At 71.6% G+C, this 22036-nt stretch carries 18 protein-coding genes; 11 read left to right on the top strand and 7 right to left on the bottom strand.

From position 1 onward, the window contains the following. Nucleotides 1-73: 73 nt before the first annotated feature. A complete protein-coding gene (locus tag ACIRJR_RS02940) occupies nt 74-1150 on the top strand; it encodes an AI-2E family transporter (protein WP_403772819.1) in 1077 nt (358 codons plus the stop codon). Here ACIRJR_RS02940 and ACIRJR_RS02945 read toward each other — a convergent pair. Next, entirely contained in the window at nt 1145-3268 is a 2124-nt protein-coding gene (locus ACIRJR_RS02945) for a SpoIIE family protein phosphatase (protein ID WP_403772822.1), read from the bottom strand. The genes ACIRJR_RS02940 and ACIRJR_RS02945 overlap by 6 nt on opposite strands. Before the next feature lie 186 nt (nt 3269-3454). Between ACIRJR_RS02945 and aspS the strand changes: the two genes are divergently transcribed. From aspS to ACIRJR_RS02960, 3 genes are all read left to right on the top strand, one after another. Next, complete coding sequence (aspS, locus tag ACIRJR_RS02950) at nt 3455-5290, top strand: aspartate--tRNA ligase (protein WP_403772825.1); 1836 nt, start codon at nt 3455-3457, stop codon at nt 5288-5290. Between the two features lie 145 nt (nt 5291-5435). Next, nucleotides 5436-6350 carry an intradiol ring-cleavage dioxygenase gene (locus ACIRJR_RS02955; protein ID WP_403772828.1) on the top strand — a complete coding sequence of 305 codons (915 nt, stop codon included), beginning with the start codon at nt 5436-5438 and terminating at the stop codon, nt 6348-6350. A gap of 211 nt (nt 6351-6561) precedes the next feature. Further along, nucleotides 6562-7323, top strand: coding sequence for a hypothetical protein (locus ACIRJR_RS02960; RefSeq protein WP_403772831.1), 762 nt, complete (start codon nt 6562-6564; stop codon nt 7321-7323). A gap of 81 nt (nt 7324-7404) precedes the next feature. On the opposite strand, the gene metG is transcribed toward ACIRJR_RS02960, so the two are convergent. Beyond that, nucleotides 7405-9018 (bottom strand): methionine--tRNA ligase, encoded by a 1614-nt coding sequence (gene metG, locus ACIRJR_RS02965; protein WP_403772834.1) that lies wholly within the window; start codon nt 9016-9018, stop codon nt 7405-7407. Nucleotides 9019-9165: 147 nt separating this feature from the next. Here metG and ACIRJR_RS02970 point away from each other — a divergent pair, with 147 nt between their 5' ends. Together ACIRJR_RS02970 and ACIRJR_RS02975 are read left to right on the top strand one after the other, a co-directional pair. Further along, a complete protein-coding gene (locus ACIRJR_RS02970) occupies nt 9166-9819 on the top strand; it encodes a response regulator transcription factor (protein ID WP_403773791.1) in 654 nt (217 codons plus the stop codon). A gap of 62 nt (nt 9820-9881) precedes the next feature. Beyond that, nucleotides 9882-11078, top strand: a complete 1197-nt coding sequence (locus ACIRJR_RS02975; protein WP_403773794.1) for a sensor histidine kinase — start codon at nt 9882-9884, stop codon at nt 11076-11078. Here the strand turns inward: ACIRJR_RS02975 and ACIRJR_RS02980 are convergent. Then, nucleotides 11012-12718, bottom strand: a complete 1707-nt coding sequence (locus ACIRJR_RS02980; RefSeq protein WP_403772837.1) for a VWA domain-containing protein — start codon at nt 12716-12718, stop codon at nt 11012-11014. The genes ACIRJR_RS02975 and ACIRJR_RS02980 overlap by 67 nt on opposite strands. Nucleotides 12719-12997: 279 nt before the next feature. On the opposite strand from ACIRJR_RS02980, the gene ACIRJR_RS02985 reads away from it, so the two are divergent. The 3 genes from ACIRJR_RS02985 to ACIRJR_RS02995 all read left to right on the top strand — a co-directional run bounded on the left by ACIRJR_RS02985 (nt 12998) and on the right by ACIRJR_RS02995 (nt 17397). Continuing rightward, nucleotides 12998-15058, top strand: coding sequence for a PhoX family protein (locus tag ACIRJR_RS02985; protein WP_403772840.1), 2061 nt, complete (start codon nt 12998-13000; stop codon nt 15056-15058). A gap of 223 nt (nt 15059-15281) precedes the next feature. After that, on the top strand, nt 15282-16955 hold the full coding sequence (locus ACIRJR_RS02990; RefSeq protein WP_403772843.1) for a hypothetical protein: 1674 nt from the start codon (nt 15282-15284) through the stop codon (nt 16953-16955). A 37-nt stretch (nt 16956-16992) separates the two neighbouring features. Next, the gene (locus ACIRJR_RS02995) at nt 16993-17397 is read left to right on the top strand and encodes an RNA-binding S4 domain-containing protein (RefSeq protein ID WP_403772846.1); all 405 of its coding nucleotides are present in this window, start codon (nt 16993-16995) and stop codon (nt 17395-17397) included. A gap of 70 nt (nt 17398-17467) precedes the next feature. Here the strand turns inward: ACIRJR_RS02995 and ACIRJR_RS03000 are convergent, their stop codons facing one another. Further along, the gene (locus ACIRJR_RS03000; RefSeq protein WP_403772849.1) at nt 17468-18526 is read right to left on the bottom strand and encodes an NAD(P)-dependent alcohol dehydrogenase; all 1059 of its coding nucleotides are present in this window, start codon (nt 18524-18526) and stop codon (nt 17468-17470) included. A 97-nt stretch (nt 18527-18623) separates the two neighbouring features. Here ACIRJR_RS03000 and ACIRJR_RS03005 point away from each other — a divergent pair, with 97 nt between their 5' ends. After that, complete coding sequence (locus ACIRJR_RS03005; protein WP_403772852.1) at nt 18624-19226, top strand: TetR family transcriptional regulator; 603 nt, start codon at nt 18624-18626, stop codon at nt 19224-19226. A 52-nt stretch (nt 19227-19278) separates the two neighbouring features. Here ACIRJR_RS03005 and ACIRJR_RS03010 read toward each other — a convergent pair whose 3' ends face one another. The 3 genes from ACIRJR_RS03010 to ACIRJR_RS03020 all read right to left on the bottom strand — a co-directional run bounded on the left by ACIRJR_RS03010 (nt 19279) and on the right by ACIRJR_RS03020 (nt 21488). Continuing rightward, nucleotides 19279-19524, bottom strand: a complete 246-nt coding sequence (locus tag ACIRJR_RS03010) for a DUF2630 family protein (RefSeq protein WP_403772855.1) — start codon at nt 19522-19524, stop codon at nt 19279-19281. A gap of 24 nt (nt 19525-19548) precedes the next feature. Then, complete coding sequence (locus tag ACIRJR_RS03015; protein ID WP_403772858.1) at nt 19549-20490, bottom strand: NADP-dependent oxidoreductase; 942 nt, start codon at nt 20488-20490, stop codon at nt 19549-19551. A gap of 86 nt (nt 20491-20576) precedes the next feature. Next, a complete protein-coding gene (locus tag ACIRJR_RS03020; protein WP_403772861.1) occupies nt 20577-21488 on the bottom strand; it encodes a hypothetical protein in 912 nt (303 codons plus the stop codon). A 121-nt stretch (nt 21489-21609) separates the two neighbouring features. Here ACIRJR_RS03020 and ACIRJR_RS03025 point away from each other — a divergent pair, with 121 nt between their 5' ends. Further along, the gene (locus tag ACIRJR_RS03025) at nt 21610-22026 is read left to right on the top strand and encodes a hypothetical protein (protein WP_403772864.1); all 417 of its coding nucleotides are present in this window, start codon (nt 21610-21612) and stop codon (nt 22024-22026) included. Nucleotides 22027-22036 lie beyond the last annotated feature (10 nt).

The following is a 22036-nucleotide window of genomic DNA, read 5'->3' on the forward strand; positions in this document are numbered from 1 at the left end:
GTGGCGTCCGGCGTCGTCACCCGTACGCCCGTGAGCAAGGGACACCGCTCCGGGCCCGTGGTCGGGTGGGAGGGTGCCTACCCGGAAGCCCCTCCTGCCCGACGTCGCGCGGCGGACGGCCGCCTGGTGTGGCGTCATGCTCTTGGTCGCCGGTGTGGCGGCCGTGGCCATCTGGCTGTGCGTGGCGCTCAAGACCGCGGTCACCCCGGTCCTGCTGGCGCTGCTCGGCACCGCCCTGCTCGGTCCCGTCCATCGCTGGCTGGCCGCACACAGGGTGAACAGGTCGGTGGCCGCCGGGCTCACCTGCGCCGCACTGGTCGCGGTGGGCGGGGGTGCCGGCTACATCGTGGTCACCGTGCTCGTCGACACCGGCGGCCAGATCGTGGACTCGCTGAAGGACGCCGCGCAGTGGGTCATCGACCACTTCCAGATCGAGGGCGTCGCCGATGTCGACGACCTCGCGGACAACGCCAAGAACCTCGTCGAGAAGTTCGGGGCCAGTGCCGCGGGCGGACTGCTCACCGGGATCAGCCTCATCGGGTCGCTCGTGACGACCGGTGTCCTCGCGCTCCTGCTGACCTTCTTCTTCCTGCGCGACTCCGACCGTGCCGTGAACCTGGCCCACAGCCTCGCGCCGCGTGGCACCGGCGACCTCGTGGAGGCCATGGGGCGCCGGGCCTTCGAGGCCGTCGAGGGGTTCATGCGCGGCACCACCTTCATCGCCCTGATCGACGCGTTCTGCATCACGGTGGGCCTGCTGATCCTGCGGGTGCCGGGTGCGGCGGGCCTGGGGGCGCTGGTCTTCGTCGGCGCCTACATCCCGTACCTCGGGGCCTTCATCTCCGGAGCCGTGGCCGTGCTCGTCGCACTCGCCGACCGGGGCATCGTCATCGCGCTCTGGGCCCTGGGCGTGGTGCTCGCCGTCCAGGTCCTGGAGGGCCACGTGCTGCAGCCCGCCATCCAGAGCCGCACGGTCCAGATGCACCCCGCGATGATCATGATCGCGCTGACCGCGGGAGCGAGTGTCGCGGGGCTGCTGGGCATGCTGCTCGCCGTACCGGTGTGCGCCGCGGCGTTCGGCGTGATCGGCGAGCTGCGCAGGGACTACGAGGCCACCGATGAGGGCGGCGCGGTCCCCGGGAGCTCATGAGCCGGCGGCTGCGGCCAGTTCCGCGGGCTCCGCCGACTCGTACAGCTCGAACCAGATCGACTTGCCCTCCCCCCGGGGGTTCACCCCCCACGCGTCGGCGAGCATCTCCATCAGCACCAGCCCCCGGCCGCTGGACGCCATCTCGCCCGGCCGGCGTTTGTGGGGCAGCTCGTCGCTGGAGTCGGCCACCTCGACCCGCAGCCGCCGCTCGCCCCGCTCACCCGTCACCTCCGCCACGAGCAGCGCGTCGCCGTCCGTGTGGACGAGCACGTTGGTGGACATCTCCGAGACCATCAGTTCCGCGGAGTCGACCTGTTCGGTGTCCTCCCAGTCGTGCAGCAGCTCCCGCACCTGCTGCCGGGCCGCCGCGATCCGCTCGGGTTCCGCCTGGGCGATGGTCATCGCCGAGCGCCGCCTCGGGGTCCTGCGCGTCCGCGCGGCCTCGCGGCGCAGGACCAGGACCGCGATGTCGTCCTCGCGGCGGTCGACGAGAGGTCCGGTCGTGTAGTGCGAGCCCGGACCGTGCACGGTCCGGACGAGGGCGTCCGCGAGCTCGTCCAGGTCCTCGACGGGCTTCTCCAGCACCGGCCTGAGCCTGGTCCATCCGGTGGCCATGTCGTGTCCGCCGGTCTCGATGAGGCCGTCCGTGCACAGCATGATCGTCTCCCCGGGCCCCAGGACGACGCGGGTCGTCGGATAGTCGGCGTCCTGCTCGACGCCCAGGGGCAGCCCTCCCGCGGTCTGCCGGATCACCGCGGTGCCGTCGGCGCTGATCACCACCGGGTCGGGGTGGCCCGCGCGGGCGATGTCGAGGGTGCCGTTCTCGGGGTCGGCCTCCGCGTACAGGCAGGTCGCGAAGCGTGTCGCGTCGGACCGGTCCTCGCCGTCGGCCAGGTCGTAGGTCTCCGTCAGGCCGAACAGGAAACGCGAGGCGCGGGAGAGCACGGCGTCGGGGCGGTGCCCCTCGGCGGCGTACGCGCGCAGGGCGATCCGCAGCTGGCCCATCAGTCCGGCCGCCCGCACGTCGTGGCCCTGGACGTCGCCGATGACGAAGGCGATCCGGCCGTTGGGGAGCGCGATCATGTCGTACCAGTCGCCGCCGACCTGGAGCCCTCCCCCCGTCGGGACGTAGCGCGCCGCCACCGTCAGGCCGGGCACTCCGGGGCCGAGGGACGGCCTCATGGCCCGCTGGAGGCCCATCGACAGCTCGCGCTCGGTCTCGGCGACCCCGGCGCGCGTCAGGGCCTGTGCGAGCATCCTGGCCACCGTGGAAAGCACGGAGCGCTCATCCGGTGTGAAGGCCACGTTGTGCCGGAACCCGGCCATCCAGGCGCCCATGGTGTGCCCGGACGAGATCATCGGGAGGAAGGCCCAGGACCGGCGCCCGAACTCCTCGGCGAGGGGCCAGGTGGCGGGGAACCGCCGCCGGTACTCCTCGGGCGACTCGAGGTAGATCGCCTGGCCCGTCCGGACGACCTCCGCGGCCGGATAGTCGGTCTCCAGCGGCATGTCGGTGAACGGCTTCTCGTCACCGACGTTGTGGCCGTGGTGCCCGATGACCGTCAGCCGGTCGCCCGAGACCCCGAAGACGGCGAGCCCGTCCGGTGAGAAGCCCGGCATGGAGAGCGACCCGGCGACCCGCAGCACCTCCTCGGTGGACCCGGCCTCGGCCAGCGCCCGGCCCGCGTCCAGCAGGAACGCCTCGCGCGAGCGTCGCCAGTCGCCCGTGAGCGGGGTCTGCGCCGCGGTGGCCTCCGGGGGGGACGACACCTCCTGGAGGGTGCCCATCAACACGTACGTATGGCGTCCCGGGGTGTCCAGAGGGACGGGCTTGGACCGGGTGCGGACCGTGCGCACGACCCTGCCGTCCTCGTCCACGACCCGCATCCTGGCCTCGGCCAGCGTGCCCTCGGCGATCGCGAAGTTCACGATGCCGTCGATCTCGTTCCAGTCGGCCGGGTGGAAGCGGGGGCGCACCTCCTCGCCGGGGCGGGCTGTGGACCTGGCGGGCAGTCCCACCAGGCGTGCCGCCTCGGCGTCGAGCGTGACCGTGCCCGATGAGCTGTCCCAGCTCCACAGGCCGGTCCCGATCGCAGCCAGGATCTCCTCGGTGCGCATTGCCCCACTTTAGGAAGATGTTCTTCGCGGTCGCCACCGAGGGACAGCCGCCCGGCGGTCGACCGGAGCGGCCTCCCGCACGCGTCCCGTACGGCCGTACGGCGACAATCCCAATGAAGCGGCGCGTCCGCGGGCGGTAGCCTGGGGTGTCAATCCACCCCGACCGCGAAGACTGGATGAACGACGATGCATCGGTACAGGTCCCACACCTGCGGCGAGCTCCGCGCCTCTGACGTCGGCACCGACGTCCGGCTGAGCGGCTGGCTGCACAATCGCCGAGACCTGGGTGGCATCCTCTTCATCGACCTGCGCGACCACTACGGTCTGGTGCAGCTCGTCGCCCGCCCGGGCACACCCGGCAACGAGGCCCTGTCGAAGCTGACCAAGGAGACCGTCGTCCGGATCGACGGCAAGGTCTCCGCGCGCGGCGCCGACAACGTCAACCCGGAGCTCCCGACCGGTGACATCGAGATCGAGGTCACCGAGGTCGAGGTGCTGGGCGAGGCCGCCCCGCTGCCCTTCACGATCAACGCCGAGGACGGCGTCAACGAGGAGCGGCGCCTGGAGTACCGCTTCCTCGACCTGCGCCGCGAGCGCATGCACCGCAACATCATGCTGCGTTCGTCCGTCATCGCCTCCATCCGCTCCAAGATGGTGGCCCTCGGCTTCAACGAGATGGCGACCCCGATCCTCGCCGCGACGTCCCCCGAGGGCGCCCGCGACTTCGTGGTCCCGTCCCGCCTGAACCCGGGCAGGTTCTACGCGCTCCCGCAGGCGCCGCAGCAGTTCAAGCAGCTGCTGATGATCTCCGGATTCGACCGCTACTTCCAGATCGCGCCGTGCTTCCGCGACGAGGACGCCCGCGCGGACCGTTCGCCCGGTGAGTTCTACCAGCTCGACGTCGAGATGTCGTTCGTCGAGCAGGAGGACGTCTTCCAGCCGATCGAGAAGCTCATGACCGAGCTCTTCGAGGAGTTCGGCAACGGCCGCCCTGTCACCTCGCCGTTCCCGCGCATCCCGTTCCGCGAGTCGATGCTGAAGTACGGCAACGACAAGCCGGACCTGCGTGCCCAGCTGGAACTCGTCGACATCTCCGACGTCTTCGCGGACTCGGAGTTCAAGGCCTTCGCCGGCAAGCACGTCCGCGCCCTCCCGGTGCCGGACACCGCGGGCCAGTCGCGCAAGTTCTTCGACGGCCTCGGTGCGTACGCGGTCGAGCACGGCGCCAAGGGCCTCGCCTGGGTCCGCGTCGGCGAGGACGGCACGCTGGCGGGCCCGATCGCCAAGTTCCTCACCGAGACGGACATCAAGACCCTCACGGAGCGTCTGTCCCTCGTCCCCGGCCACGCCGTCTTCTTCGGCGCGGGCGAGTTCGACGAGGTCTCCAAGATCATGTCCGTCGTCCGCGTCGAGGCCGCCAAGCGCGCCGGCCACTTCGAGGAGGGCGTCTTCCGCTTCTGCTGGATCGTCGACTTCCCGATGTACGAGAAGGACGAGGACACCGGGAAGATCGACTTCTCGCACAACCCGTTCTCCATGCCCCAGGGCGGCATGAAGGACCTGGAGGAGAAGGACCCGCTCGACATCCTGGCGTGGCAGTACGACATCGTCTGCAACGGCATCGAGCTGTCCTCCGGCGCCATCCGTAACCACGAGCCCGAGGTCATGCTGAAGGCCTTCGAGATCGCCGGCTACGAGGCGGAGACGGTCGAGCGCGAGTTCGCCGGCATGCTGCGCGCGTTCCGTCTCGGCGCCCCGCCGCACGGCGGCATCGCCCCGGGCGTCGACCGCATCGTGATGCTGCTGGCCGACGAGCCCAACATCCGGGAGACGATCGCCTTCCCGCTCAACGGCAACGCGCAGGACCTGATGATGGGTGCCCCGAGCGAGTTGGACGAGACCCGCCTGCGCGAGCTGAACATCCAGCTCCGCAAGCCCGTCGCGTCGGCCAAGGACAAGGCGGAGGCCCGGGACAGGGCGGAGGCCAAGGACTCGGTGGCGAGGGACACGGGCGCGAAGTAGGCGTCAGCGGTTCCGCTTCGGTTCCACGTGAAACAGTCCCCGGCCCTCCGGCCGGGGACTGTTCTCGTAGGAGCACGGGATACGCACAGGAACGCACAGCCCGCACCCACGTCCCTGCCAGCCGGGCTGCCTAGCCTCACCCCTCATGACAGACAATCAGGGACCCGCGCACAAGAAGGATCTGACCCGCCGGCGCGTGATCCTCGCAGGAGGCGCGGTCATGGCTGCCGCGGGCATCGGCGCCGGAGTCGTGGCGACTGCCTCGGCAGGCGAGGAGAAGAGCGGCAGCAAGAAGGCCGGCCAGGGCGAGGAGTGCTACCGGCTGACCTCGGAGACCACCGAGGGGCCGTACTACATCGACGCCGACAGGATCCGGAAGGACATCACCGAGGACAGGGAGGGCATCCCGCTGACCCTCCGTCTCAAGGTGATCGACTCCGACACCTGTACACCGCTGAAGAGGGCGGCCGTCGACATCTGGCACTGCGACGCGCTGGGGATCTACTCCGGTTACGAGAGCATGAGCCAGGGCGGTCCCGGCGGCGGGACTCCGCCCAGCGGCGCCCCCACGGACGCGCCGACCGGTACGCCGACCGGGACACCCCCGTCCGGAGGCCCCGGCGGTGGAGGCGGTGGGCACAGTGAACCCACCGACGACGAGCGGTATCTGCGGGGCACCCAGCTCACCGACCAGCACGGGTACGTGGAGTTCACCACGGTCTTCCCGGGCTGGTACCAGGGCCGGGCCGTGCACATCCACACCAAGGTCCACGTCGGCGGGACGATGACGGACGCCGGGTACGAGGGCGGGCACACCTGTCACACGGGCCAGTTCTTCTTCGCCGAGTCCGCGGTGCTCGACTCCGCGGAGGAGGAGCCGTACTCGACGAGCACCACCACCCGCACGACCCTGACCGAGGACACCATCTACGACCGGAGCGGAGTGACCGGCGGCCTGCTGAAGCTCTCGTACCGCAAGGGCAGGATGGCGAGGGGCGTCATCGGCTCGATCACGATGGGCGTCGACCCCGACGAGACCCACGACGGCACGGACCTCTAGGGACTCCGCGGGAGTCCGGTGAGAGGTGGCCCAGGGCCGCTGCGGTCCCGGGCCACCTTCCTGCGTACGGGTGAGACGTGCGGAACTCGCCGTGAGCGGGTACGCGGAGCGGGTACATCCGGATGGCCCCGGTTCGGGTTCGGCGCCGCCCGGCCCGGCAAGGACTGGCACCGGAAGTGCTCGCCCGCCCGCCACCGAGGAGTTCCGCACCGTGTCCGTACCGCGTCGCCCGTACGTCCTTCTCGTCGCCCTCTTCGTCCTGGTCATCGGCTGTTCCGCCGGTGCGGTGCAGACCTCCGACCCGTCGGCGCCCCGGGGCGCGGGTGGGCCCGGGGCCTCACCCGCGCCGTCCCGCACGGTGGAGCCCTTCGTCGCTCCGGCTGAGATCCCGGACCTCGGCCCGGAGACCCGGGCGCGGATCCCGGTGACCGCGAGGCAGGCCGTGGTGGTCACCGGGCAGGGGCCCGACTCCAACCGTTCCGCGGTCACGCTCTACAGCCGGGACGATCCCGCGCGCGGCTGGAGACCCGGGGCGGGGCCCTGGCCCGCCCACAACGGGATGGAGGGCTGGACGGACCACCACGTCGCCGACGATCTCCGCTCACCCGTCGGGGTCTTCGGCCTCACCGACGCGGGCGGCCGCCTCCCCGACCCGGGCGCACTGCTGCCGTACGACGAGCAGTCCCGCTTCTCGGTGAGCGGAGAGGGCTTCCTGGGGGAGCCCCTGGAAGGCTCCTTCGACTACGTCGTCGCCATCAACTACAACCGCGCCCCCGGTACGAGCCCGCTGGACCGTACCCGGCCGCTCGGCGGGGAGAGGGGTGGCGGCATCTGGGTCCACGTGGACCACGGCGGTCCCACGCAGGGCTGTGTCTCGCTGACCGAGGACCGGATGCGGGAGCTCCTGCTCACCCTGGACCCGGAGAAGAACCCGGTGATCGTGATGGGGGACGCGGCGTCGCTGGCCCGCTGAACCCGGCAGGCCGCCACCGGGCCGCGCGAAGGAGCCCGGCCCCTGGACATCGGGGGCCGGGCTCCTTCACGCGTACGCCGGTTATGCGGGCTTCTCCTCCAGGCGCGGGAACAGCACCGCGCCCTTCGTCACCGTCGAGCCGACGGGCAGCAGACCCCAGTGGCCCGCGTCCTGGACCGGCTGGTCGGCCAGGGCACCCAGGGACGCCTCGGCGCCCAGGGAGTCCCACAGCTTCTGCGAGGTGTCCGGCATGACGGCGTTGAGCAGGACCGCGACTCCGCGCAGCGACTCGGCCGCCGTGTACAGGATGGTCGCGAGGCGGGCCTGTCCCTCCGGGGACGTGTCCTTGGCGACCTTCCAGGGCTCCTGCTCCGTGATGTAGCCGTTGACCTGCTTCACGAAGTCGAAGACCGCCAGGATGCCGCCCTGGAAGTCCAGCTCCTCGCCGATCTTCTGATCGGCCGCCGCGACCGCCTGCGCCAGACCCTCCTGGACCGCACGCTCGGCGTCCCCGGCGGCCGTGGCCTCCGGGAGCGCGCCGCCGAAGTACTTGCCGACCATGGCGGCGACGCGCGAGGCGAGGTTGCCGTAGTCGTTGGCGAGCTCGGAGGTGTAGCGGGCGCTGAAGTCCTCCCAGGAGAACGAGCCGTCGCTGCCGTACGCGATGGCCCGCAGGAAGTACCAGCGGTAGGCGTCCACGCCGAAGTGCGAGGTCAGGTCCTGCGGCTTGATGCCCGTCAGGTTCGACTTGGACATCTTCTCGCCGCCGACCATCAGCCAGCCGTTGGCGACGACCTTGCCGGGCAGCGGCAGGCCCTGCGCCATCAGCATGGCCGGCCAGATGACCGAGTGGAAGCGCAGGATGTCCTTGCCGATCAGGTGCACGTCCGCCGGGAAGGTGGCGTCGAACTTCTCCTGGTTGGCGCCGTAGCCGACGGCCGTCGCGTAGTTGAGCAGCGCGTCGATCCACACGTAGATGACGTGCTTCGGGTCCCAGGGGACCGGGACGCCCCAGTCGAAGGTCGAGCGGGAGATCGACAGGTCCTGCAGGCCCTGCTTGACGAAGTTCACGATCTCGTTGCGGGCGGACTCGGGCTGGATGAAGCCCGGGTTGGCCGCGTAGAACTCCATGAGCTTCGGGCCGTACTCACTGAGCTTGAAGAAGTAGTTCTCCTCCTTGAGGAGCTCCACCGGCTTCTTGTGGATCGGGCACAGCTTGGTGCCGTCCTCGGCCTCGATCAGGTCGCCGGGGAGCTTGTACTCCTCGCAGCCCACGCAGTACGGGCCTTCGTACCCGCCCTTGTAGATCTGGTCCTTGTCGTACAGGTCCTGCACGAACTCCTGCACACGGTCGGTGTGCCGCTTCTCCGTCGTACGGATGAAGTCGTCGTTCGCGATGTGCAGGTGCTCCCAGAGGGGCTTCCAGGCCTCCTCGACGAGCTTGTCGCACCAGGCCTGGGGCGTGACGTCGTTCGCCTCGGCCGTGCGCATGATCTTCTGACCGTGCTCGTCCGTGCCGGTGAGGTACCACACCTTCTCGCCGCGCTGGCGGTGCCAGCGGGTGAGCACGTCGCCTGCGACGGTCGTATAGGCGTGCCCCAGGTGAGGAGCGTCGTTGACGTAGTAGATGGGGGTCGATACGTAGAAACTCTTCACGCCGTCGCCCCCTTGCTTCTCGGATCCAGTGGCCGCCATGGTCGAAATCCTAACGGCCCGTGGAAGATCCACTCACATCGATATCGCCCGCCCCGGCTCCCGAGAGCTTTGCGAAACATCCTTTCCCGTACCAAAGACGCATCCTGGGAGGAGTGGGCACGCGTGCACGAGGCAGGGGACAACACGATGCGGGTACTGGTCGCCGAGGACGAGGAGATCCTGGCGGAGCTGGTGGCGACCGGACTGCGGAGGGCCGGCTTCGCCGTCGACACCGTGTACAGCGGTGACGCGGCGCTCGCCTATCTGGGGCTGCACGACTACGACGTCGTCGTCCTGGACCGGGATCTTCCCCGGGTGCACGGCGACGACGTGGCCCGCAGGCTCGTCTCCGCCGGCTCCAGGACCAGGATCCTGATGCTCACCGCCTCCGGGACCATGGAGGACCGGGTGGAGGGGCTCGATCTCGGCGCCGACGACTACGTGAGCAAACCCTTCGAATTCCCGGAGCTGGTGTCCCGGGTGCGCGCCCTGCGCCGGCGCAGCGCCCGGCCGGTGCCGCCGCAGCTGGAGAGACACGGCATCCGGCTGGACAGCGCCCGGCGGGCCGCCACCCGGGACGGGCGGGACCTGGACCTGTCTCCGAAGGAGTTCACGGTGCTGCAGCTGCTGCTGGAGGCGGACGGGGGCACGGTCAGCGCGGAGGAGCTGCTGGAGCGTGCCTGGGACGCCAACGCGGATCCCTTCACCGGCGCCGTCCGTGTCTGCATGAGCAAGCTCCGCGCCAAGCTGGGGGAACCCGCGCTGATCCGCACCGTGCAGGGCGTCGGGTACGCCCTGTGAGCCGGCTGCTCGGACCGGTGCGGGCCGCGGGGGCACCGCCGGTCAGGCACACGACCATCCGGATGCGGATCGCCCTCGTCTACGGCGGTGTCTTCCTGGTCCTCGGCACGGCGCTGCTCGCCACGGTCAATCTGGCCTCGCGCGCCGGTACGGACTCGCGGGCGCGGGCCATCGCCACCTCCGCCGCGGTCGCCCAGCCGGGGTTCGCGGTCAACGGCCCCCTCCACGCGCGGGGCCGCATCGGTCCGCCCACGGTCTACGACGTCACCGACGACGTCAGCGACGCCGCGAGCCGGGAGCTCCTGTACTGGTCGGCCGCGGCCCTGCTCGTGATGACGGGGTGCGCGGTCGGCGTGGGCTGGTGGACCGCGGGGCGGGTGCTGCGGCCCGTCCACGCCATGACGGCGAAGGCGCGCCGGCTCTCCGAGCACACCCTGCACGAGCGGATCGCCTCCAGCGGCCCCGACGACGAGCTGAGGGAGCTGGGGAAGACCCTCGACGCGCTGCTGGCCCGGCTGGAGAAGGCCTTCGACAGCCAGCGGAGGTTCATCGCGAACGCCTCGCACGAGCTGCGTACGCCGCTGGCGACGCAGAGGGCGGCCATCCAGGTGGGCCTCGACGACCCGTCGCCGGAGGACCTCGCACGGACCCGGCAGACCCTGCTGGACAACAACCGGCGCAGCGAGCGGCTCATCGAGGGGCTGCTGGTGCTGGCGCGCAGCGAGCGGGGGCTGGCGAGGAGCGAGAGCGCGGAGGTCGACCTCGCTCAGGTGGTGGCGGAGGAGACCGGGCGTCCGCCGGTGGCCGCGGGGCGTGCGGCGGCGTCCCACCCGGAGATCACCGTCACGGCCGAGCTCTGCGTCGTACGGGGGAACCGGCAACTGCTCGCGCAACTCGTGGCGAACCTGCTGTCCAACGCGGTGCGGTACAACGTGCCCGGCGGCCGGGTGGAGGTGTCGCTGTCGGCGGACGGGTCCCTGGCGGTCCGCAACACGGGGCCCGTGGTGGCCGAGGAGGACATCGCCGGGCTCTTCCAGCCGTTCCGGCGCGGGGAGGGCCGGGACCGGATGGGGCAGGGGTCGGGGCTCGGGCTGTCGATCGTGCGGTCCATCGCCGTGGCCCACGGCGGTACGGCCACGGCGGTACCCGGCCCGGAGGGCGGGCTCGCCGTGACCGTACGACTGCCGGCCGGTCAGGCCTCCGCGGCCACCTGGCGGGCGGCGGCCCAGGCGGGCAGCCCGGCGAGCACCTCCCGGTAGAACGTCGCGTCGGGCACCTCGCGCGGGGCGGGGCCCGCGTGGAAGAACCCGGCGTTCTCGACGTCCAGCCTGCGCAGGAAGTCGAAGCCCTTCGCGTCCTCGTCGCCGAAGGCGACGAACTGGAAGTACAGCGGCAGTCGTGCGGCGTCCGCCAGCGCCTGCTTCGCCGCCACCTTGGCGTCCGGGGCGCCGTCCGTCTGGAAGATCACCAGTGCCGGACCGGTGGCTCCGGACTTCTCGTAGTGCGTGACGATCTCCTCGACGGCCCGGTGGTAGTTCGTACGGCCCAGGCGGCCGAGTCCCGCGTGCAGCTCGTCGATCCTGCCCTCGTGGGAGGTGAGGTCGATCGCCCCGGTGCCGTCGATGTCGGTCGAGAAGAAGACGACGGGCACGGTGGCGTTCGCGTCGAGCTGCGCGGCGAGCGCCAGGGTGCGGTCGCCCAGGTGCTGGGCGCTGCCGTCCTTGTAGAACGACCGCATGGACCCGGACCGGTCGAGCACCAGGTACACGGTGGCCCGCATCCCGGTGAGGCCCTGGGCCTTCAGCCCGGCCTGGGCGGCCTTGTACGGGGCGACCAGCCCGGGTGCCGCTGCCTTGACCCGGGCGAGGGTGACGGCGGGCTTGCCCGCGGGGACGGCCTTGACCTCCGGCGCGGGCTCGGCGACGGGCTGAGGCGCGGCTACCGGCTCGGGCGCGGCGACGACGGGCTCAGGCGTCGCGACGGCCTCGACGGCGACGGGCTCAGGCGTCGCGACGGCCTCGGCGACGACGGGCTCGGCCGCGACCGGCTCGGGCTCGGCGACGGCCTCGGTCACGGGGGCCGCGACCGGCTCGGCGACGGCCTCGGGAGCCACGACGGGCTCGGGTTCGGCGGCCACCGGCTCGGGGGCCGCGACGACCGCGGGCTCGGCGGCGGCCACCGGCTGGGCGGCCGCCTCGGCGACGCGCTTCTCGTCGGGCTCCGCGGCGGCGGCCGGCGCGGGAGCGGCCTCCGTCCGCGTCTCGACGGCAGGTACCTCGGCGGTGGCGGGCTCCTCGACCGCAGGTGACCGCGTGTCACGTGCGGCAGGAGCGTCGGCCTCGTCAACCGCGTCGACCGCGTCAACTTCGGCGGGTGCGACGGGGGCGGCATCGGTCCCGGGGGCGGCCTCGACCGCCCCCTCCGGCTTCGCGGGCGCGGCGACGGACGCCTCCTCGGCCCCGGCCTCCGCTTCCGCTTCCGGCTCCGGCTCCGGGTCCATGTCGATCGTGATCGGTGCCGCGGTGACCGGTTCGGCCTCGACGGCGGTCACCGCGGTCGCGTCCTCCACGGAGTCCGCCACCGGCTTGGCCTCCGGGTCCGACCCCTGGGCCGGAACCCTCGGCGCGGGTGCGGAGACCGGAGCAGCAGTCGTGGCCGCCTTGTCGAAGGCCGCCGCCACCAGGTCCGACGCCTGTCCGTTGTCGTGCTCGGCACCGGTGGACCGGTCCGAGGAGGAGGCCGGGGCCGGTACCGAGGCCTTCGCGGGCTCGGCCGCCGAAGTAGTGGTGTCCGGCTCCGTGGGCTGGGTGCGCTCGGCCTGGGGCGGGACGGTGGCCGTGGTCGGCTCGTCCTGCTCCGTCCGGCCGAACACCTTGCGCAGCATGCTCCGAATGCCCATGGGCGAGGCCTTTCGCATGAGTTGGGTGCGATAAATGTCCGTACTGCGGGAATTCATCCCTGGCCAGGGCGGATACGTAAGGTTAGCGGCCGGATCCGGCCGTTCGGCTGCGCGGCCCGCCCCTGCGTCAACCGAGCTCCAACCGAGTCGTAACCGAGCCCTGGAAGGCCGGGAGGCCAGCGGTGTCCCGGACTTCACCCTCTGTTCACCGGCAGTCCCACGGATGGCGTGGATGCGCACCTACCGTCACGCGTGACACACAGACGGAGGGACGAAAACGTGCGCAACCTGCTGCCGCTCATCGGCTCGCACCCGGGCGGGCGCTCTGCGCTGACCTGCCGCTACCGCTGCGGTGACGCCTGCTTCCAGGAGATCCCGAACACCAGCGACAACGAGTACGCCGGCGACATCATCGCCGGTGCCCTGTCACGCCGGTCGATGATGCGCGCCGCCGCCGTGGTGACCGTGGCCACCGCCGCCGGAACCGTCGCGCTCGGTGGTCCCGCTGCCCCGAACGCCGAGGCCGCACCGCTCCCGGGCCGTACCGGCGGCAGGCCGAAGCCCACTCCTTCGGGTGCCCGTGGCCTGCGTTTCGCGGCCGTCGCGCCCAACAAGGACGACAAGGTCACCATCCCCGACGGCTACGGCCAGAACGTGGTGATCCGCTGGGGCGAACCGATTCTTCGCGGCGCCCCCGACTTCGACCCGGACAAGCAGTCCGCGAAGGCGCAGGCGAAGCAGTTCGGTTACAACAACGACTTCCTCTCCCTGCTCCCGCTCACGGGCGAGCGCGGCCGTCAGGTGCTGGTCGCCAACCACGAGTACACGGACGAGATCCTGATGTTCCGTGGCTACGATCCGGCCAACCCGACACGGGAGCAGGTGGAGATCGCCTGGGCCGCGCACGGACTCTCCGTGGTCGTGGTCCAGGAGGAGAACCGCACCGGCAAGCTCACCCCGGTCAACCGCCACCCGCTGAACCGCCGCCTCACCGCGACGAGTGAGTTCCGGGTGACCGGCCCGGCCGCGGGCAGCCCGCTGCTCCGCACCTCCGCCGACCGCACCGGCAGCCGGGTCCTGGGGACCCTCAACAACTGTGCGGGCGGCACCACTCCGTGGGGCACCACGCTGCACGGCGAGGAGAACTTCAACCAGTACTTCGCCAACGGCTCCAGCGACACCGACAAGCGCTACGGCATCGGAACGGCCGCGACCGAACGCAAGTGGGAGCTGTTCGACAAGCGCTTCGACCTGAAGCAGGAGCCCAACGAGGCGCACCGCTTCGGCTGGGTCGTCGAGCTCGATCCGTACGACCCCGACTCCACGCCCCGCAAGCGGACCGCGCTCGGCCGTTTCAAGCACGAGGCCGCGCAGCCCCGGCTGACCGCCGACGGACGCCCGGTCGTCTACATGGGCGACGACGAACGCTTCGACTACCTCTACAAGTTCGTCTCCAGCAAGAGGATGAAGAAGGGGAACTCCCGGGCCGCCCGCGAGCACAACCTGACCCTGCTGGACGAGGGCACCCTGTACGTCGCCAAGCTGACGGGCGACTCCCCGGCCGCCGAGTTCGACGGCACGGGCAAGCTCCCCTCGGACGGCGAGTTCGACGGCAGCGGTGTCTGGATCCCGCTGGCGACCGGAGAGACCTCGCACGTGCCGGGCATGACCGCCGACGAGGTCTACGTCTTCACCCGCATGGCCGGTGACAAGGTCGGTGCCACGAAGATGGACCGCCCCGAGGACGTCGAGCCCTCGCCGCGTACCGGCCGGGTCTACGTCGCCCTCACCAACAACACCGACCGCGGCAAGGCCGGCAAGCCCGGCGCCGACGAGGCCAACCCGCGCAACGCCAACAAGCACGGTCAGATCCTGGAGCTCGCCGAGCACTGGGACGACCCGGCGGGCGACGGCTTCGCCTGGAGGCTCTTCCTCGTCGCGGGTGACCCGGAGGACCCGGCGACGTACTTCTCCGGCTTCCCCAAGGAGAAGGTCAGCCCCATCTCCTGCCCGGACAACGTGGCCTTCGACGCCCACGGCAACCTCTGGATCTCCACGGACGGCAACCAGCTCGGCTCGCACGACGGGCTGTTCGGTGTCGCCACCCAGGGCGACCGGCGGGGTGAGCTCAAGCAGTTCCTGACCGTGCCGACCGGGGCCGAGACCTGCGGGCCGCTGATCCAGGACCGCCGCGTCCTGGTCGCCGTGCAGCACCCGGGCGAGGTCGACGGGGCGTCCGTCGAGAAGCCGGCGAGCGCCTGGCCGGACGGGCCGGGCCGGATCGTCCGGCCGTCGGTCGTGGCCGTATGGCGCAAGGACGGCGGCGACATCGGCGTCTGAGCGGGTCCGGGCGGGCCGGCCGGTCAGGGCGGGCCGGCCCGCCCGCGACGGCTCGAACCGGAGGCCCGCCTACGGCCTGTGCCTGCGGCGTGGACAGCTGATGTGTGTCGTTCAAATGTGCCCATGTGGAGCCGAGTCGCGTTGCTAGCGTGACCGGCCGGTGCGCCTGATGAGGCATCAGGCGCACCGGCCGGTCACTCAGCGCACTCACGAAGGGCCCCACATGGGACAGCCATCCCGCAGGACACGCCTCGCCGCCTGTGCCGTGGCAGCAGGCGCACTGCTGTCCGCACTCGTGCCGGCGACGGGCGCCACTGCCGCCCCCGCCCCGCGCACCGTCGCGGCGGACGATCCCGTCCCGGGCCATGAAGGCATGCCGGACGACGGCTTCGCGGACGCCCCGGAGGGGGAGCAGGACGACCTGGCGGGCACGGGTGCCGCCGCGCCCTCCGCACGGGCGAGGGCCGGCGCGCAGGCCGTGGTCCCCGGGCGCCCGGCCGACTTCACCCTAGAGGCCGGCACCGGCCTGACCGGCCTGGTCGACAAGCTGGACGCGGCCCTCCCGAAGCAGGGCCTCACCGAACTCATGACGCAGGCCAACCGGGACGCGGGCTGGAACTCGGCCTGCGGCGACGCCGGCATCTACGGCCCGGACCTGGTCGCCGCGCCCCGCGTCTGCTGGGAGGACGACGACGCCACCTCATCGGAGTGGATCCCGCAGGCCGTCACCGGCGTGTCGGACGCCCAGGAGGACGAGGACTGGGGCACGTCCGACGCGGAGCCGATCGCGGTGGGCGGCTACGACGGCCAGAACCCGGGCCGCAGCAACTACGTCTCCGGCCGGGACAACTGTGTGCAGGCGTCCGCCTCCGACGCCTGCAACGAGAAGGGCATACGGGTCAGCTTCTTCAATCAGGCCACCGACAAGTACCGCCATGTGCTGCTGGCCTGGCCCTACATGAACTCCAAGGACCACATCTCCTTCGACGCGTTGCACGCGAGCGAGGGCACCTGTACGCCGGCGTCCGGCGTGACGGACTCATGCAGGGCGCAGAACGGCATCCACGCCGGCGGCATGGTCTGGTACGGCAACTACCTCTACGTCGCCGACACGGCCAACGGCATGCGGGTCTTCGACCTCCGCCGGATCATGGACCTGAACCCCGACAACGACTCCGCGGTCCACGACCCGACGCCGGACGGACTGGTCAGCAACGTCGTGGACAAGAAGCGGGTCGGCCGCCAGAACAACGTCTGGTACGCCTACGGCTACCGCTACGTGATGCCCCAGGTCGCCACGCTGAGGTTCACCACGGCGAGGAACAGCGGCACCACCGCCGAGAACCAGTGCTACGCCACCGGCCGTCCGAAGGCCTCGTACGTCTCGCTCGACCGGACCGGCGACGACCACCTGATCCTCGGCGAGTACTGCAACTTCAACAACGGCGGCACCAGCCACGGCCGCGTCGGCACGTACCCCATGACCGCGCTCACCGCCGCCGTCGAGGGTGCGGCGGGCACCACGGCCAAGGCGGACCTCGCCTACGGGCTGCCGGACACCGGCACCTTCGGCGGTGAGTCCCTCTGGCACAAGATCCAGGGCGCCACCCGTTACGAGGGGAAGTGGTACTTCCACCGCAGCAACGCCTACGACAACGGCCGGCTGCTCCAGGCCACCCCGGGGACCGTGGACGGCACGCCGCAGCTCGTCGGCAACCCGAAGATCCTGGAGAGCTCGTTCGGCCCCGAGGACCTGTACCTCGCGCACGGCCGTGGCGACGGCGTCGCGCCGAAGCTCTGGTCGCTCAGCGAGCACGCGCCGAGCCGGTGCGGGTTGTGCAAGCGGGAGCTGTACGGCTACGACATGGGTGACGTCATCAGCGGCTTCGGCTCCTGACCCCACCGGGGCGCCTCATCGGATTAGAGTCGGACGCATGGTTTCCGGTGAGGCGCCGCAGGCGGAGGGAAGCGTCCGGGTCGATGCCTGGATCTGGGCGGTCCGGCTGACGAAGACCCGGTCGCAGGCGGCTGCCGCCTGCCGTGCGGGACACGTGCGGGTCAACGGCGAGCGCGCGAAGCCCGCCCAGGCCCTGCGCACGGGCGACGAGGTGCGGCTGCGGCACGCGGGCCGGGACCGGATCGTCGTCGTCTCGAAGATCGTGAAGAAGCGCGTCGGGCCGCCGGTCGCTGTGGAGTGCTTCGTCGACAACAGCCCGCCCCCGCCGCCCCGCGAGGCGGCGGTCCAGGTCCCGGTCCGCGACCGGGGCACGGGGCGTCCCACCAAGCGGGACCGCCGCGAGATGGAACGCCTCCAGGGCCGGGGTCCCGACGCCGGATAGGCCTCCCTCTTCTTTCTTCCCGGTCCCGGTCGCCCGACGGCGGACGCTCCGCCCTGTCCCCCTGTCGGGGTCACTCCCGGTCCAGGTCGGACATGTCCAGGACGAACCGGTAGCGCACGTCGTTGCGGCCCAGCCGGTCGAGGGCCTCGTTCACCCGGGCCGAGGGGAGGACCTCGATCTCGGCGGTGATCCCCTTCTCGGCGCAGAAGTCCAGCATGGCCGCGGTCGCGGGGCGGCCTCCGCTACCCGCGGAACTGAGCTTCTTCCGGCCGATCAGCAGGTCTGTGGTGTCCACGGTGACCGGTCCGAGATGCCCGAGGTGGCTGAGAGTGCCGTCCAGGGCGACCAGCCGTAGGTACGGGCCGAGGTCGTGAGGGGCGGAGATGGTGTCGATGACGACGTCGAACCCGTCCCGGGCGGCCTCCATCCGGGCCTCGTCCGTGGAGACGACGAGGCTGTGGGCGCCGAGGCGGCGCGCGTCCTCGGCCTTGTCCGGGGAGCGGCTGATGACCGAGGTGGTCGCACCCAGCGCCACGGACATCCTGACCGCCAGGTGGCCCAGACCGCCCAGCCCGGCCACGGCCACGCGGCTGCCGGGGCCCACACCCAGCGCGTGCAGGGGTTCCCAGACGGTGATTCCGGCGCAGAGCAGGGGCGCGGCACCGGCCGGGTCCAGCCCGGGGGGCAGCGGGTAGGCGAACGCGTCGCGGACGACGTACTCGCGGGAGTAGCCGCCCAGCGTGACGGTGCCGTCCTCCCGGTCGGCGCCGCCGTAGGTCAGGGTCGGGAAGGTGCGGCAGAAGTTCTCCTGGCCGGCCAGACACATGGTGCAGGTGCCGCAGGAGTCGACGATGTTGCCCACCGCCACCGGGTCGCCGACCGTGAAGCGGGTGACGGCCGACCCGGTTCCCGTCACGACTCCGGTGAATTCGTGTCCCGGTACGAGCGTGGGCTTTTCCGTGTCCCCCCGGTCGAGCCAGGAGAGCAGGGCGTGAAGGTCGGAGTGGCAGACGCCGCAGTGGTCCACGCGGACCGCGAGGTCGTCGGGCCGCAGGTCGCGGCGCTCCAGTGAGGTGAGCCGGAGTGCTCCCGTGGACCGGTCGGCCTGCCAGCCGGATGTCGTACGCACAGTGGGGCTCCTTCAAACAGACTGTTCTGTCTATTTGAAGGTAGGCGCGCTGCTCGCGATAAGCAAACAAACCGTTCTGTCTGGTAGCGTCGCCGGCATGGTGGACCAGCCCTTGACCCCGCGTGGAGCCGCGACCTACCAGCGGATTCTGGACGCGGCGACGCAGGAGTTCGCCGAGTACGGGATCGCCGGTGCGCGCATCGAGCGGATGGTGGCCGCCGCGCACACCAACAAGGCGCAGCTCTACGCGTACTTCGGCAACAAGGAGAGGCTCTTCGACGCGATCTTCTACGCCTCGCTGGAGCGCATCATGAACGTCGTCCCGATCGACGCGGACGACCTGGCGGACTGGGCGGTGCGCCTCTACGACGAGTACCTCCTCCGCCCCGATCTCATCCGGCTGGCTACCTGGGCGCGCCTGGAACGCCGGCCGGCCGGTCCCCTCGTACCGGAGAGGCGGGACCTGGAGGACCACAAGCTGGGTCTCATCGCCGAGGCTCAGGACGCCGGCCGAGTGCGACAGGGGAAGCCGTTCGACGTGATGGCCATGGTCATCGCCATGTCGATGGCCTGGTCGCCGGTCAGCAATGTGTACGCGGCGACGGCCGACGAGCCCGCCGAGGTGCACGAACAGCGCCGAACCCTCCTGCGCGCGTGCGTGCGGCAGGCCACCGCCCCCGAACGGCCGGGCCAGGCCTGAGGGCCTCTCGTCCGGATCATGCTGGGCTCCAGCCCGATCCGGACGAAGGACCCTAGCTCTGGTAGCCCTCCACCTCGTCGGCGGGACGCACCCTGGCCTCCTTCGGGTCCTCGCCGTACTCGCTGAGCGCGCGCCGCTGTCGCAGCAGGTCCCAGCACTGGTCGAGACGGACCTCCACCTCGCGCAGCCGGGCCCGCTCCCCGGAGGAGAGGCCCAGCTCGGCGGTGGAGCGGGCCCGCAGGGCGCGCTCCTCGGTGATCAGCCCGTCGATGTCCTCGAAGATGTCCTGGTCGCCCATGAGCCTCTCCCGGTCGGGTGTCCTTCAGATGCCGAAGACGGTCTTGCCGCGCGCCCCGCCCGCGCGGTTCTGGACCAGTGCCTGCGGGGCCTTCTCCAGGGGAAGCTCCATGTCGATCGGCACGGTCAGCTCTCCGCGGGCCGCCGCCGCGGCCAGCTCGTCGGGCAGCGCGGCGTTCGGCGCGAGCCGGAAGTCGGTCCAGGCGACACCGGGCGGTGCCGCGACCCCCCGGGTGGTGACGGTGACCCCGCCGTCCCGCACGAGGGCGGCGTACACGGCGAACGAGGCGTCGTCCGTGGAGACGAGGTCGACGAGCGCGTCGACGCCGTCCGGGTAGAGGCCGCGTACCGCGGCTTCCAGTGCTTCGGGGCCGGTGGTCGTGTCCACGGTGGCGGCGGCGCCGAGCTCCTTCATCCGCCGGCCCTCGTCGCCCCGCACGGCGGCGACGACGCCGATGCCGCGGTCCGCCGCGAGCTGCGTCAGGAAGCTGCCGACGCCGCCGGTCGCCCCGACGAGAAGCAGGCTCAGCCCGCTGCGCACGGCGGTGCTCGACAGGATCTGCGCGGCGGTCGTCCCGGCCGACGGCAGCGCCGCCGCGCTCCGGAGCGGCAGGTCGCGCGGGACCAGGGCGATCGGGGAGTCCTGGGGGACGCAGACGTACTCGGCGTACGCCCCGCAGCGCCCCCTGGGCGGTGCCGTGACCCGGCCGAAGACCGGGTCACCGACCCGGAAGCTGTTGTCGCCGCTGCCGATCATGTCCACGCGGCCCGCGAAGTCGGTGCCCAGGACGAACGGGAACACATGCGGGACGGCTCCGTCGGGAGCGCCGTCGGCGGTCTGCCAGTCGAGCGGGTTGAGGGCCGCGTACTCGACCTTCACCCGTACCTCGCCCGGCCCGGGATCGGGCTTCGGAACCTCGACGAGACAGGGCTCCGTACAGAACGCGCTGACAGCGATGGCACGCATACGGCAGGCCTCTCAGTCGCCCCCTGCACTCACGCCTCCCACTCTCGCCCGGCCCACGCGGCCGCGCACGTCGGGCCCGGGCCCTCTCACACGGGCGTGCCGCCGGTGGCGGGGCCAGGGCGTCCGCGCCTGCCGGAGGCCCGCTCCCGGCGGGCCGCGACGACCCGTCCCACGATGCCGCCGACCACCAGGACCGCACCGACGAGCAGCACGACCCACGCCGTGGTCAGCAGGGAGGAGGTCAGCGCGTCGTAGACCGCGGCGGCCCCGTCCCGGTCGGTGGCCGGAACCTCGTCCAGCGCCCGGTCGCGGCCCACGGCCACGGCGATCCGCAGCAGGGCCGCCCCCAGGACGAGCCCGCCGCCCGCCACGGCGGCGGCCGTCAGACCGGCCCGCACCCCGCCGCGTACGAGAGACAGCCCCAGCACCAGGACGAGGAGCACCACCGTCCCGACGGCCGGCCAGACGCTGCAGTACCGCAGCCATCTGAAGGAGTCGCGCAGGCCGTCGGCGCGGTCGGCGGGCAGCACGGTGATCGAGGTCTCCTGGACCGGGATCTGGTCGGCGAAGGGGACCCCGCTGCTGACCAGCTCCTTCTTGACCTCCTCGATCACCGGTGCGAGGTCGATGGTCACCGCCTGCCCGTCGTCCCCGCGCAGTGAGGCGGTCACGGCTTCGTGCGCCGTCCGGTTGGCGCTGTCCCAGGCGCGTCGGAAGGCGTCGGTCGTGGTGAAGGACAGGGCGGTCTCGTGCAGGAACCGCTCGACGGTCTCCTGGAGCGGCCCGACGTCGATGTTCTTCATGGCCTCGTCGGTGACGACCGTGGCCACGGTGTTCCGCACGTCCTCGTCGGAGGCGAGCGGGGAGACGGCGGCGAGGTAGCGGTCGGTGTCGTCGAGTTCCAGGTCGACCCAGGCGGAGGCGGCGCCCACCGGCACCAGCACGGCGAGCACGACGAGGAACACCGCCGACAGGGCCACTGAGAGAGAGGTCCGCACGGGCACCAGCCAATCCCGTGCGGGGGCGTCGCGCTGCGGACCGTACGCCATTCGAGTTGCCGGGTGGCCCGGCCGGGTGTGCGCTGGAGGAACACGGGGGCGACGGAAGGAGCTGTGCGCCATGGCCACACACGCAACGATGCCGACGCGCCGACCATCGCGGGCCCCCGCCCCCACCCCCGCACGCCACGGCCACACGCCGCTCGCCTGGGCGATGCCCCTCGCGCTGGGCGTGATCCTCGGTTTCTGGGCCTTCTTCATCAAGCGGGACGGCGGAGCGACCACCGGAGGGCAGATCTGGCTCGGCGTCATCTCCGGGGTGGCCTTCGCGGTGCTCTGCTACGCCCTCGTGCAGGTCCGGTGGGCCCTGCCGCGCGAGCTGCGGGCCGCGGCGTTCGGCGTGCTCACCGGGGGTGCGATCGGTTTCCTCTACAGCCTGCACGGCAACAGCGTGCTGGCCTCGGGCCTGCTCGGACTGGTGGTCGGCGCGGGGATGTTCTGCACGATGTTCTACCTCTACTACACGCGCGAGAACTGACCCGGCCGTC

This window comes from Streptomyces sp. NPDC102402 (assembly GCF_044765765.1).
Taxonomy (GTDB): Bacteria; Actinomycetota; Actinomycetes; order Streptomycetales; family Streptomycetaceae; genus Streptomyces.